Consider the following 13730-nt stretch of genomic DNA (forward strand, 5'->3'; position numbering starts at 1 on the left):
TGACACGGCGGCGATCGGGGCGCTGGAGGACGCCGCCCTGATCCTCGCCGGCAAGGCCGGAACAGTGGTCACCCCCTCCGGCAGTTAGGCGGGTGCGAAGCAGACCGCGCCGGCGATCACCAGTGCCGTCGGCGCGGCTCCGCGCGAATCAGGACACACTGCCTCTCGTGCCGGCGTCAAACGGGAACACGCCCAGCAACACCCCACTATCCGCCGTTCGCCAATCGACGAATGACACCGGTGACCTCACCTTAGCCAGGCGCAGGCCACGGTCCCCCCGGCCCCGATCGTGATCGGCGAGACCGGCCGACAGGGCCGAGGAACTCACGCCGCCGGCCTTCGCGCCGCAGAGCGACTCCGAGGGCACGCGATGGGAGCGAGCACCATCGATGTCACCCGCGCCCCCGGCGAGCACCGCATCCGACGGCGGGACGAGCCCGGGTTAGTCAGGGGGTGAGGGTGATCGGGCGGGGTTTGGTCTGGTTGCCGGTGGTGGTGCCGTTGCCGAGCTGGCCGTCGCTGTCGCTGCCCCAGCAGTAGGCCTTTCGGGTGACGGTGATGATGGCGCAGCTGGTCAGGGTGCCTTGGGTGGTGGCGGCGACGTTGGTGTCGGTTAGTCCGCTGGTGGTGTCGACCGGTGAGGGGCTGTCCTGGTTGCCGGTGGTAGCGCCGTTGCCGGCCTGTCCGCTGCTGTCGCTGCCCCAGCAGTAGGCCTTGCCGGTGGTGGTGATGCCGCAGATGCCGGTGCCGTAGCCGCCGGACGCCCCGACGTCACGGGCGGCCGTCATACCGGTGCTGGTGGTGACGTTGGTCGGGGAGCCGGAGGCGGTGAAGCCGCCGCCGTTGCCGAGTTCGCCGTTGGTGTCGTCGCCCCAGCAGACGGCGTCGTTGGTGGTGGTGGTGACGGCGCAGGTGGTGAATCGGCTTGCGGTGATGGCGCGTACGTTGCCGGGGCTGGTGGTCAGGGCCCCGCCTGCTGTTACCGCGGTGGGCGTGGCCACTTGGGCACCGATGGTCCCGGTGCCGAGTTGGCCGTTGCTGTTGTTTCCCCAGCAGTACACGAGTTTGGTGGTGGTCAGGGCGCAGGTGTGGGTGCGGCCGGCGGTGATGGCGGCGACGTTGGTGTCGGTCAGCCCGCCCCCGGTAACCACAGGCTGCGGGCTGTCCTGGTCAGCGGTGACGGCGCCGTTGCCGAGCCGCCCGTTACCGTCGTCGCCCCAGCAGTACGCTTTGCCGGCCATGCTCACGCCGCAGGTGTGGTAGCGGCCGACGCTGATCTGTCTCCAGCCCGGCCTGGTGCCACTGGTGAAGGAGTTGCCGGAGTTGGTGCTGGAATCGGTGAACATCGCGGTCGTGACGTCCTGCGACAACACCGTCAAGGTCACCAGCACGGTGGTGACCGCCGCCATGGCCAGGCCATGGGATCGGATCCAGCCGGGCACGATGCGCCCCAGCAACTGCCGGCCTCGGTCGGGCAGGCGCGGCGCGTGGGGTCCGGTCGGCGGCGCACCAGACACCCCACGATCGAAACACGCTGGCCCCCGGGATGGCGGCACACCAGCAGAATGAGAGGGCCCCCCGATCTCGCTGACGGTCCGTCGGGTTGCTCGGTGAGTCTCGGTCAGCCGCCGCAGGCCGCAGGCCGCAGCCGCAGCCGCGGGCGGTCGGCATCGGGGGTCTGGGCCCTTAGACGTGCCGGCCGAACAGGGCCGGGCTGAGCGGGGCGGTCAGGTGGGCGGCGCTGAGGGTGGCGATGGGAGTGTCCGCCGAGCGGCCCACGGTGGCCGGGGAGAGGAACGTGGCGGCTGCCAGGGCCGAGACGGCCAGGGTGAGGCCCGCGTTGCGGCGGAACCCGGGCAGGTGCGACTGGGCGGCCGGTTGCACGCCCGCCAGGATGCCGGCGAACCCGACGACGGTCAGCAGCAGCGGCACGACCTGGTGCTGCTTGGCCCACATGATCGACATGCCGACCCAGGGCACCAGCAGGAACGCGCGGCCCTGGATGGCGTCGCGGGTCACGCCGAGCCGATCGGGGATGGGGTTGGCGTCGCACTGAGTGACGTACGTGCCGTCGGGGTTGACCCCGGCGATGCGGTGGGTCAGCAGCGTTCCGGGCTTGGCCGGGTTGTCAACGGTGACGACCTGACCGAGTAGCTTCGTGCCGGCGTCGAGGTTCTTGGTGACGACGATGTCGCCCACCCGGACGCGGGGGGTCATCGACCCGGAGACGACGACCGTGGCGTGGAAGCCGAACGGGACGAGCACACCGCCCACAGCGCGAGGGTGGTCAGCCCCCACAGCATCGCGCGGGACAACGTGATCCGTACGGCCTCGGCCCAGCTCGAGTCCTGCGGCCGGCTGAGCCCCGTGGAGCGGTGTTGCTCGTCGGCGGTTACTGTCATAGTCGCCATCACGGGGCTCCCTTCTTGCGATCTTCCTGCGCTGCGGTTTGATGCGCCTACTTGGCGGTCGCGGTGAACGCGAACCCGACCCCGTCGAGCGTGGTGGCGGTCTTGGTGCTGTTGGGGTCCAGCTTCACCGTGATGGTGTAGGTCTGCGACTGGGTGCCTGTGCTACCGGCGACATTCCACAGGGTCGGGATCGACAGCTTGCTCAGCTGCTGGTTGGCCAGGTTGCTCGGGGCTTGTCGACGGTGACGAGCAGGTCGTCCGCCAGGCTGTTGGTAGCGAAGCCGGTCTCGGTGCTGGTCTTGCGGATGGCAGTCAGCGCGATGGTGGCGTCGTTCTTTCCGGTGTAGTTGACGGTGATCGTGTTGGTGATCGTGTCGCCCGGCTTGAGGACGCCGGCGTCCACGAGGTCGCTGAACGACTCGGCCATGACCCGGCCACGCTGATGCGCTACTACACGAGGGTCAACGCGGACCGACGTTTGCAGGCGACGGACCGGATCGCCGAACTGATGACACTGCCCGAAGCCCAGGCGGGGCACCTGCCGAACCGGCAGGACGACACACCACCCGCCGCTTCCCGAACTCGGCAAGACCTGCTGAGGCACGCACCCCCATCGACGCCCGGAAAGCGCGTAGACGATCACCGGCGCGGTAGCGGGCTGCAGACTCCAGAACTCGCCCGCCCGCGGTGACCGTCGATGGCCCTATCTCTGCCAGGTCGAAATCGAGGTTCCGTAAAGGAGTTCCCGGGAATGGCTTGGGAATGGCCGGCGCCATGGTTAGGCCTGATAGGAATAGTCGAGATGGAATTCTCGCCGAAGGTGAACTGGTTGAGTGAAGGCGGGGCCCGAGTCAAGGGATCGCTCCGATGTCGGGTTAGCCCGCCGCTCGTTGTCCTGAGTCGGCTTGCCGGCGCGTCGGCACGATCCCGCTAAACATCTGGGAGAACCCTTCTGGGGAACCCGGTCGGTAAAACCGCTGGTAGAAGGGCTGCGATGGGTTCATCGGGAGGTGGCAGATAGCGACACCTTTACTCGGCCTGGTTTATTTTCGGTGACCTGGGAAAACGTCACTGAGCACGCCGCTGGACCCTTCACGTCCCCCCCTGGGGGTCAAGGGGTCGCAGGTTCAAATCCTGTCAGCCCGACGTGGTGAAAGGCTAGCTCAGCTGGCCTTTTTCATTTCCTCCCGTGAATGCGTCCGGATCTCCACGACACGCGTTATTGCCCGAACGCGCGTACGGTTTACCGGATCGTCGTCGATCGCGTCCTTGCTGTCGGTCGGTGGGGGATCGTGGCGTCCGGTCTCCGGGCGAGCGCATGTATTGCGAAAGTGTCGTTGAGCAGGCATTCCGTCCAGCGATCTGTCGGCCATCGGCGTGTAGCCACGACCTTGAGTATCGCGGTTGTTCGATGTCCACTCAGGATGATCACGACACATCGGCGACACGAACGCTCGTACGGTGATCTTGGCCCGAACGCCCGGGTGCAGGCCGTAGTCGGTGCGCACGGCGGATGCCTGCTGGATGTCTACCGGTAGGCGGTGTTCAGGCCACCGGCATCTGTCTCGGTGCTCGTGGCGGCAGCTCGAACCGCGTCCCGGCAAGGTGACGATAGCCCGTGCGGTTGTCCTGACCATGACTTCATGATCCAGTGCGGTGGCGGGCCGCGGAAGTGGTCTGTGGTGGTCTCCGGTGGTCCCGGGACTCTCGTCGTTGCGACGGCTGAACGTCATCCGGCCGTTGGCGATGCCGGCGTTGGTGCAGTGGGCGTGAACCAGGTGGTGGTGGCGGGAGGGCGAGCGGGAGCGGCGCCCGAAACGCGTCGGCTGTGTGACAGTAGCGGGATGGGACAAGAGACCTGCATCGAATGGGTTCCGTGCCAGGAGTGGTTAGATCCAGGTTTTTGCTTCTCGGGCGAAGCAGGGCCAGGGCTGGGTGTTCGGCTGCAGATCGCCGCTGAGCGTCGCGGCGACCTGCAGGCTCCACGTTCGTAGGTCGATCAGCTCCAGCATCAAGCCCCTGATAGCGGCGAAGTTCAGCGAACACGAGATCCTCCGGTTGCCGGCGCGTTTCGACACCTCCAGCAGTGGCGCATCGACGTTCTCGGTGCCGTCGAGCCGCTGAAGCCATCGGGCCTGGACGCCGGTCTTGGACAGCGCGTCGATGATCGTGTGTGGATTCATGCAGACGACGAAGAACATGCCGTCGGCGATGAGGCTTGCGGCGGTCTCGGCGCTGATCGGATAGATCGCCCACGGCGGGTCTGCGCGGTGGTGGCCGGCGTTGTCGATGCTGGGCAACGTCAGGGTGTGTCCGGGATTGTCGGCGCCGATACGGCAACGGACCCGGGCGAATTCGGTGTCGAACTGAGCGGCGAACTGCTCGGGGGTGAAGTGGTTGGCCGCCGTGTATTGGCTGACGGCTACGACCGCCCGGCCGGACGAGACCTTTCCACCGAGGATTCCGGTGCGGGCGTGGGCCAGGTCGAGCAGTTGACGCAGTCCTCCGAGGTTGGTGCGGTAGTCGATGCCGGTGTGTAAGGGGGAGTGGCCGCTGGGCAATGCGCCAGTTTTCTCGGCGAGCACCTGGGACGTGGCGGCCAGAAGCTGGTCTTGGGCGCGGACCCGGCGGTTCTCGTTCGTCTTGATCTCGCGGAGCCAGGCGTAGCCGTCGTGGTCGAAGACGGTCAGGTCGCCGACGCGGATCACGTTGGTCAGGTCGTGATGCAGCACGAATTGGTGCTCGTCGTGCCAGGCCGTCTCGATCGTTTCCAGCTCTTTCGCGAGGCCGGTTTTGCCGTACATCATGCCGGGTGCCTGGGCACGGGAGAGCGCGATGATGATGGCGCGGTCGTAGTGGAACGCTTTCCAGGCGAGCGCGTCTGCGACGGTCTTGAGCTGGCGCCAGATCCGCTCGTAGACGTCGGCCTCGAACGTCCAGGATGTTTCCGCGTTGCGGTCACGGTCGGTGCCGAGTTCGGGGGCGTCGGTGCTGATCTTCTGGTGCCGGTGCAGTCGTTTGATCTGCTGGGTGATCGCGTTGCGGTGTTTCTCCACCTCGAGGACGTGGTCACGCAGCTTGTTTTGGAAGGCGTACAGATCTTCCGGAGTGCGGCAGGCTCGCAGATCTCGGATCAGGCCGATCAAGGCGTTCAGGGTCTGCTGGTGCGCGGGATGGGTTAGGACGGCGTCGGTCTCGTCGCTGCCCTTGCGGTCCATCAACCTTGCGCGCACGCTTCCTCCTGTGCTGACGATTCACCGGACCAGACGGGCGTTATACAGCCGGGATGAAGTGCCGGAATGGGCCTGCGGGTGAGTGTGGCAGCCCGATCAGGTGGGTGCCAGAGATCGGCTCGGTGCAGGCGAGGTGGGTGCCGAGCATTGAGGTCAGGCTGGCGGCGACGGCTGCGATGTCGGCGGCGGAGCCGTGGAAGGTGGGCACGGAGCAGCCCCGGGTTGGGATGAGTTCGTCTTGAGCAGACACGTCCTTCCAGAAGGTGTGGAAGGGCTCTAGTCCGCCGTCAGCGGTGACGATCTTGCCGGTTTGCTGGTCGATGTTGTTTGGGCCCGAGGGATTGGTGGGGGCGCTGACTGTGAGGAGGCCGAGTGTGCTGGTTCCCGCATCAGTTGCGACCTGGGCGAGTAGTGGCCGATCTGGGGCTGGGGCGAGTTCGTCGAGGAGTTGGCCGATGGCTCGTGAGATGGTGGCGTCGATGATCAGGTCGGTGTCTGTTTGAAGTGTGGTCAGGTTGTCCGGGATGAAGGTGGTATGTGCTTCCACGGTGATGTCCTCGCGGATGGCGGCGAGGCGTTGTCGCAGCGCTTCGGGTTTCGTTTCGCCGATGTCGTTCTCTGTGAAGTCCTGCCGGACGAGGAGTCCTCCGGTTACGGTGCCGGGGTCGCAGAGGACGAGGTGTTTGGCACCGGCGCGGGCGATGAACTCAGCGATCCAGGATCCGAGCCCGCCGCAGCCCCAGATTTGGATGGTCTTGCCTAGGTAGGCGTTTGTGGGGCGGCTGGTGTCGCGTCGGGTTGTGACGCTTTCACGTTCGTCGGACACGGCGTACCACTCCACGGGTGTCTGGCTGTCGAGCGTTTGGACGTTGACATTAATGACCGGGTCGCGGCGGCTTCGGACGCGTCGGCGGAGCTCGTCGGTCGTTCTGGCGGGAACTCGGCCGGCAAGTAGATGAGGAGGGCCGCCGGCGGGGTGTGGGATCGCGAGGATGAACGTTTGAGGAGCGCCCGCGGGATTTCGGCACGCGGCGGCGGCAAGCGCGGTGAGAAAGGCCGTTGCTTGAGGCAGAGAGGTCGGCGTGCCAAATGCCTTGGGCGTCATCGTGGTGTCGAGGAGAGCAAGTAGGTGGTGTAGTCGGGTGCCTGCTCCGAGTGGCAGTGGGTCAGCGACCTGGAAGACCACGGTCTGGTGTTCGCCCGGATGACTGCGACCGTAGTGAAGGTCCTGGCGGCGCTCCGACCGGACGGTCAGGAAGGCGGGCTGTACCTTTCTGGGCTTGCCGGACTCCCGAATCACGATCGTGGGGGTGCCGGGTGTCCGGTGGAGGACGCCACCGACGGCGTGGAACAGGGCCGCGTCGGGGTCAAATCTGGCCGCTGCGGCGTCCGCGAGCCACTCGTAGAGCCGGTCGATCGCGCTGGCGAAGCCTCGCTGTGGGTTCCACTCTCGCGCGGGATCGAGGTAGATGCACAGTTGCCGGCCCAACAGCACGTGTGGGTAGCAGAGGAACCGATCATGGTCGACTTCGACGAATGGTGGCAGCAGCCAGTTCGGGCCGATCCACAACAGGAATTCTTCTCGCTGTAGCAGCGGGAGACCTCGGGGAACGCGAGTCAGGTCGTCGGTCCGCAGCCGAATACGTGCCTGAAGGAGGCCGGTGCCAGCGAGCCGTGGTCGGCCGAGGAGCTCGAAATCGTTGGGCAGGACGGCTGCGATCGCTCGAAGTTCACGGACTGCCGTCTTCTGCCAGTCCGTGAGTTGGTTGCGCTTGCGGTTGGTCACGAGCTGAGCGCCTCGTTACCCGGCTCGGCCGGAGCGGCCCGACGAGGAGGTGCCGAGAGGTTCGTTCCCGCCGGCGATCCCGCCCGCTGCGCCTGCGTCACCGAATTTGGTGCTCGAGGATGACGTCTTTGGCGCCTGGAACTTGTCGCCGAAGAGGTCTTGCCATTTCTCGACGCTCGTCTCCTCGTCGGTCTCGTGGTACGCGTCGTCGATTTCGCCTGCGTGGGTATGGATGCGGTCGCGGAAGAAGGAGTACGTCTCCTGGGTCCATCGGTGGTCGAAGGTGACCGATGGGTTGGAGGGGTCGGCGACGGACGGCTTGGTCCAGTTGTCCTGGAGGTATCGGTCGAGGTCGCTGACCATGTGGAGCAGAGCGGTGGGCAGGTCGCTGTAGTAGCCGGGGTCGCTGATCTTTTTCCACTCGGAGACCTGCTCGCCGAGGAGGGTGGTGATGAGGATCGACTTGGTCCCGGTGAACGAGTTCCTGTGGTCGCGTAGGAACTTGAGCAGGCGGACCACCCGGCGCAGGTTGCCGTTGGCGATCTTGTCCTTCTCTTTCATCCACTGGGTGAAGCCGGACGGGTTGGTCGTCTCGAATTGCTCGGTGTCGCGGTTGATGATCACTTGGGTGCCGTCGCCGAGGATGACATACGGGACGATGTCCACGTGCATCTGATTGTTCGCGTACTCGACGTAGACACAGCGGCACTTTCGGCTGTGCGGCATGTCGCTGTAGTCCGAGTGATGGTGGATGACGTGGTAGACGGCATTGATGTACTCATCGACGTTGTCTGACCAGTCGAGTTCCTCCTTCATCTGGAGGAGGAAGTCCGCGTCGAACGGCTTGCCGTTCTGCGGACTGATGATCGTTTCCTGGGCCCAGGAACCCTGCGGGATTTTCTTGACGATCCGTGGGCCGAGGTCTGGGTCCTCCTTCAGCGCCGCGTAGATGGCATCAACGCGGCTGGCCAGTGTGTCGAGGTTGAATTGGCTCAGGTTGACCGTGTTTTTCAGGAAGTTGCTGAAGTAGTCGGTGTGCTTCATCGGCATCCCCGCGGTGGTCCGTCGTGATTGGCTGCTGGTACGTCTGTGCCGGCAGCGTCTGTTTGGTGAGTCCGGGCCGGTGGTCGGTCAGGTGTTGACCAGGACAACGGGTGTGTAGGTGTCGTTCTGCCGCTCGTACACCTCGGTCGGCGGCTGGGCACCGCGCATGAAGGCGCGGCCCATCTCGATAGCCGCGGTGATTGGTGCGGCAGCGATAAGGTGCCAGGTCGTGGCTCTGGGGCAGGACCGCTCCACCTCGGCGAGCAGCGTACGCCAGCGGCCGGCGAAGTTTCGCAGGGTCTGCGGGTGCGAGAAGAGGCTGGGGCCGAAGCGATTAGCCATGGGCCTGATCTCGAAATACGGAAGGTTCTGCAGCGCGTCGGGAAGGTTGCTCTGCTGGATTTCGGCCGTTAGGGAGGCGGCGAGCACCGCCTCTGTACCGGTCCCGGCCTTGACGTCAGCCTTGCTGGAGAAGTCGTTGATCGAGCCGTTGGCATCCCATCGCCAGCCCTGGTCGCCGTCGCGGTGTTTTTGGTAGAGCCGGGTGTCGGTCTTGTCGTCCAAGCGCGAGCCCAGGTACACCAACAACGGGATCGGGGCGATCGCAAAGATGGACAGATGCTCGACTTCGCCGCTGGCGACTGACTGCTCGACCAGCCGGAGCGTGGCGTCGATTTCCTCCTGCGCCGCACGCCAGTAGCTAGGGCGGCTCGGATCACCAGCGATCCTACAGAGGAAGTCGCCCTGCCAGCGGCTGTTGACAAGGCCGAGGTATCCGTCTGCGAGGAGTGCGTCCGCGGTCTGCCGTTGTGAGGCCATGGCCGTGACGCCGCGGACCAGGCCGCCGACGCGAAGCGCGGCGGTGCGCCGCATTCCGCCACTGGTTGCAGCCACTCGAACCCGGTCCTCGTGCTTCTTCTTCAACGCCCGAAGCCGTTCTGGCGTGAAATAGGCGACGTGGTCTTCGTCGTCGATCAGCCGGTGACAGGCGTGACAGAGAAGTAGCAGGTTCTCTTCTGCTTCGCGGTCCGTGATGTCCTCGGCTAGGCCACGTGGCGAGCCTTTGGTGGCAGTGGCACCAACGTTATGAGCGAGCTCGCCCGCCAGAACGCTGTGCAGATAGGTCCGGCTGCCGAGCAGCACCGTGGAGCACATGACACAGCAGCCGGCCGCCCTCGCCCAAAGGGCGAGCCTGACTGGCTCCTTGATGTCTCCTCGCTTTACCGAGGTGTCCCTGACCTGCTTCGACGCCACGAAGTGGATGGTATCGGCGGGGTCTGACAAAATTGGAGCGCCTCGTAGCGCGGGGGAACCTGGCGGGTGATCCGGTCCGGGCAGGGCCCTCCCGAGTCGCTGCGAGATGGCCTTACCCAGGTCGCAGGCGGCTACCTGGCTGCGGTTAAGCGTGTTGATTGGCTGGGAGAGCGGCCCAGGTGAGGCCACGCTGGTCGTATGGCGGTTCTTGTGGTTCGACGATGTCGATCAGGGTTGCCGGAAGAGCGCATTCTCTTGTCAGGTCATCGATCGCGACTCGGCAGGCCAGTTGGGCGGCAGCTATCACCGCGGTCGGTGGAGTCAGCGATACGGGATCGTCGCAGCCGTGTTCGGTTGCCTGGTTGTCGCCTTGGCCTGGGATGGGTCGGTCGTGCTGTTCGTGGCCTCGCAGCGGGAAACGGTCGACGCGGATGATGCCGCCGTGTCGTTCGACGCAGACCGAGATGACGGTGCGCTGGACTGTGTTGCTGGCCCAGATCAACAGCGAGGAGGCGCGGCTGTCGCCGGTGGCGTCGATGATCAGATCGTGTTCGCGGAGCAGCGTGACGGTTTGCTGGGGTGTGGTGAGCCGGTCATGGCGGGGTTCGACGCCGGTCGTGTCGAAGCCGAGGTCGGCAAGGTGCCTGGTGGCGGCGACGACTTTCGGGTGCCCGACGCAGGGTTCGCCAGCAAGGTGGCGTACGAGGTTGCCTGGCCGCAGCAGCTGCCCGTCGATCAGCGTCAGCGTCCTGACACCGTGGCGGAACAACAGGTCAGCGACGAACGATCCGATAGCCCCGGCTCCGACTACCGCAACCTTGCGGCCGGCGAGCTCGCTGGCCGTCGTGCCGGCGCGTAGCAGTCGAGTAGAGGCGCTGGTGTCGGCGGCTTCACACGCTTGGATTTCGATCGGGGTTTGCCGGTTTGGAGAGGGGCGTGCGGTGAGGGCGAGTACTCCGGAGGAGGAGCCGCGCCGGTACCGCAGCATCAGGTACTCCACGACACCGGCGCCGATGAGCCGACCCACCTGACCGGCGTCGTCGCCGAGCAGGGGGCGAAGCGATGCCCAGTCTTCGATTGGCTGGGTCACCTCGCCGATGTCGGCGACCCACGCCAGCTGTCGGTGCCGCCGACCGATCGTGGGTGTGCCGTGACGGCGTCGCTGAGGTCCCGTAGGAGGCGCCTGGGCTTGTCCGGTGATCGTCACGAGGCATCTGTCGGGGGAAGTGCGGGTGCGTACACAGCCGTGAGTAGCGGTCAGCGACGGCAGATCGTAGAGCATCAATCCACCCGCGGTCGGCAGGTACCGTTCGAGGTCGCAGGCCGAGTCGCCGGGCCAGCCAGCTTCGGTCTGCTGCAGCCATGCGACCACCCTGCGCAGCAACTGCGCAGGGTCGCACCACGGGGCGTTTTCCACCGGAGTGTCGGCCGGCCACAGGCACAAAGCGCCGTCCCGGTCGCGGTGGAAGGTCGCGGTCAGCGGGGTACCCGCGTCGACTATGCGCACCTGCGGTGGCGCGAACGGGTACGCGGCGGTCAAGGTGACCTCGACTGTGGCCGTGACCGCCTTGCCGTCATCGCGGTACCACCGCACTGGGCCACGCAGCGAGTCCCCCTCGCCAGTGAACTCGGCCCTGGTCAAGATGCGGCGGAACTCCTCTCGCTCGATCGTGAGTTCCCGCTCCCATGCCTTCGTCACGCGAAGCGGTCGCTTCCGGCCGGGATCCGCGTGGCGACCACCAGCGACTGGCGGGCTGTCTTCGCGGTCGAGACTGCCCGCTCGGCGGCGCGGGCCGCCCGGATCCCGAGCGCGAGCGCCGTCCGGTCCACCATCCCGTCAGTGTCTTGAGCGTGGCCGATAGCGGTGAAGTCGCGTTGTGCCGCTTCGAGCCACTCGAAGAAACGTCGAGCGCGGCCCGGGTGCCCGATCCACCGATCGGCGAAGTTCTCGCCCGGCTCGACCGGGTTGGCGATGACATACCGGCCGAAGCGGGACTCGACGTGGTCAGGCATCTCGTGGACGACGTGATGCAGCACGTTGAACAGATCACCGCCCGCCTCGTAGGACTGGGCAGCCAGGGTGGTGATGATGATCGAGGAAGGGCGGTTGCCGAGGTCGTTCCTGAAGTAGATGTCCCGGTGCCGCTTGAGCGCCTGGACGGTCCGCTGCAACGTGGTTTTGAAGGCGTTACGCGGCAGCTGTTCAACGTTCATTTGACGAGACTCGGCGATCCGCCGCGCGCCGGCCAGCCACTCGTCGTGCATCACGTCGAGGAACCACTCGGCATAGTCGGTCGGGGCCGAGGGATGCCAGCGGGCGCCTTCGGTGTCGGTAGCCCAAATGCCGTTCGGCTCGGCATCGGTGTTAGGGATGGCGGGCAGGACGTCCATGTGGAACGGCAGCAAGTCGTGGACGAATGTCCAGCACCGCCGTCCCTCGTCGTCGAGCGTAAGTCGCAGGTCGGGGTTGTCCTTGACGAACTGCTCCAATGCATCGCCTACGTCCGCCTTGAGGTCTTCCGGCTCGATCTGGGACTTCTGGAGGTCGTGCCGACACACCATGTCCAGGTCGTACTCGTCACGGCGGTGGATGAGAGCAGTTACGGTGCCAAGCGGACAACACCAGCCTGCTTTCCCGACGTTCGCAGGACGTGCGGAGTCATGCGTACGCCGAGGCCCCGACAGCGTGCCCCAGGGTTCAAGCGATCGCCGATGCGGTAGGGATGCAGACGCCGAAACTCGCCCGCCTGCGATGGCCGTCGACGGACTTACCGAGGCGCGGTTGAGCATCGACGTGCTTGGCAGCACAGGAATTCTCCGGGAATGGCCGGCTCCGTGCATGGGTACCGATGGAATCGCCTGAAGGAGTTCTCGCTGAAGAAGAATTGGTCCAGCGAAGAACGGTTTCCGAGTCAAGGGGTCGCTCGGGTGCCGGACTAGCACGCCGCTCGCGAGCCTGAATCGGCTCGCCGAGGCGGCGGCCGGACCACGAAAAACGTTCGGGAGAACTCTTCTGAGGGAACCCGGGCCACGAAACCGCAGGTAGGATCGTTGTGATGGGTTCATCGGGAGGTGGTTGGTACCGACACCTTTACTCGGCCTGATATAGTTTTCAGCGACCTGGGAAAACGTCGCTTAGCACGCCGCTGGACCTTTCACCGTCTGGGGGTCAAGGGGTCGCAGGTTCAAATCCTGTCAGCCCGACCAGGTTTTAGCAGGTCAGAGCCGGTTTCGCGAGATCGCGGACCGGCCTTTCTTGTTTTCCGGGCCTTCTTGGGAGAAATCTGGGAGACGATCTTGTCCTGGAGCAGCGCGTCCAGGACGGCTACCGCAGAGCCGGGGGACAGCTGCTGCCGGGCCTCCAACGCGCTCTCCCACATCGCTGTCAGCCCGTCGAGCAGGCGCCGCACCATATCGTCGGTGGCGTGGGCGTAGCGCGCCTGAACCGAGCCGTCGGAGTGACCCATCTGGTCGTCCATCAGGGCCGCCGGCGTGCCCAGCTCCACCATTAACGTCTTGTAGGTGTGCCGCAGCCCGTGGGGGGTCAGGCCCGGTGCGATCGGCAGCCAGCACGCCTCGGCCCGGGCCGCCGCATTGCGGCCGCGCACCGGTACGCCGGGCCACGGATCCGCCGTCACCGGCACCGGCCGGGCGGCCTTCGGAGCCTTGGGCGGGTAGTGGCCGGTCGCGGCCGGCTGGAACAGCCACGTCGCGAAGCCGTTGCGTCGGTGGTGCGGCGCCGCCGTGCCGGTCGGTGCGCCCCGGACGTAGCCGAGCCGTGCGACCGCAGCCATCACCGCCTCGCGCGTGGTGTCGCCGACGAGGTCCGGCCGGTTCAGCACGTTGGAAACGGTCCCGGTGGAGACGCCGGCGGCCGTGGCGACGTCGGCCAGCTTCGGCCCGGTCCGCCGAGCCGCGCCGTTCACGGTGCCGTAGCCGCCGAACGCGTACCGGTAGCCGTGACACGCGCACGGAGTAGGGGCGGCCCGGCCGACCTGGGTA

At 66.1% G+C, this 13730-nt stretch carries 11 protein-coding genes; all 11 read right to left on the reverse strand.

Annotated elements, in window-relative coordinates; genetic code table 11:
- Window positions 1-446 precede the first annotated feature (446 nt).
- Window positions 447-1517 carry an RCC1 domain-containing protein gene (locus ODJ79_RS45855; protein ID WP_263030055.1) on the reverse strand — a complete coding sequence of 357 codons (1071 nt, stop codon included), beginning with the start codon at window positions 1515-1517 and terminating at the stop codon, window positions 447-449.
- A 169-nt stretch (window positions 1518-1686) separates the two neighbouring features.
- Complete coding sequence (locus ODJ79_RS45860; protein WP_263030056.1) at window positions 1687-2274, reverse strand: signal peptidase I; 588 nt, start codon at window positions 2272-2274, stop codon at window positions 1687-1689.
- Window positions 2275-2613: 339 nt separating this feature from the next.
- A complete protein-coding gene (locus tag ODJ79_RS45865) occupies window positions 2614-2838 on the reverse strand; it encodes a hypothetical protein (protein ID WP_263030057.1) in 225 nt (74 codons plus the stop codon).
- Window positions 2839-3574: 736 nt separating this feature from the next.
- Window positions 3575-3919, reverse strand: a complete 345-nt coding sequence (locus tag ODJ79_RS45870; protein WP_263030058.1) for a hypothetical protein — start codon at window positions 3917-3919, stop codon at window positions 3575-3577.
- A gap of 381 nt (window positions 3920-4300) precedes the next feature.
- Window positions 4301-5644, reverse strand: coding sequence for a hypothetical protein (locus ODJ79_RS45875; RefSeq protein WP_263030059.1), 1344 nt, complete (start codon window positions 5642-5644; stop codon window positions 4301-4303).
- 40 nt (window positions 5645-5684) lie between these two features.
- Complete coding sequence (locus tag ODJ79_RS45880; RefSeq protein WP_263030060.1) at window positions 5685-7430, reverse strand: ThiF family adenylyltransferase; 1746 nt, start codon at window positions 7428-7430, stop codon at window positions 5685-5687.
- Between the two features lie 15 nt (window positions 7431-7445).
- Complete coding sequence (locus ODJ79_RS45885) at window positions 7446-8474, reverse strand: SMODS domain-containing nucleotidyltransferase (protein WP_263030061.1); 1029 nt, start codon at window positions 8472-8474, stop codon at window positions 7446-7448.
- An 87-nt stretch (window positions 8475-8561) separates the two neighbouring features.
- A complete protein-coding gene (locus ODJ79_RS45890) occupies window positions 8562-9728 on the reverse strand; it encodes an SAVED domain-containing protein (RefSeq protein ID WP_263030062.1) in 1167 nt (388 codons plus the stop codon).
- Between the two features lie 145 nt (window positions 9729-9873).
- Window positions 9874-11427: a ThiF family adenylyltransferase gene (locus ODJ79_RS45895; RefSeq protein WP_263030063.1), complete on the reverse strand. Its 1554-nt coding sequence runs from the start codon at window positions 11425-11427 to the stop codon at window positions 9874-9876.
- Window positions 11424-12290 carry a hypothetical protein gene (locus tag ODJ79_RS45900; protein ID WP_263030064.1) on the reverse strand — a complete coding sequence of 289 codons (867 nt, stop codon included), beginning with the start codon at window positions 12288-12290 and terminating at the stop codon, window positions 11424-11426. Before ODJ79_RS45900 ends, ODJ79_RS45895 begins: the two co-directional genes overlap by 4 nt.
- Window positions 12291-12913: 623 nt before the next feature.
- Window positions 12914-13730 (reverse strand): LacI family DNA-binding transcriptional regulator (locus ODJ79_RS45905; protein ID WP_263030065.1); only part of this gene is annotated, 817 nt, incomplete at its 5' end.

Source organism: Actinoplanes sp. KI2 (genome assembly GCF_025630775.1).
In the GTDB taxonomy this organism is placed as follows: domain Bacteria; phylum Actinomycetota; class Actinomycetes; order Mycobacteriales; family Micromonosporaceae; genus Actinoplanes.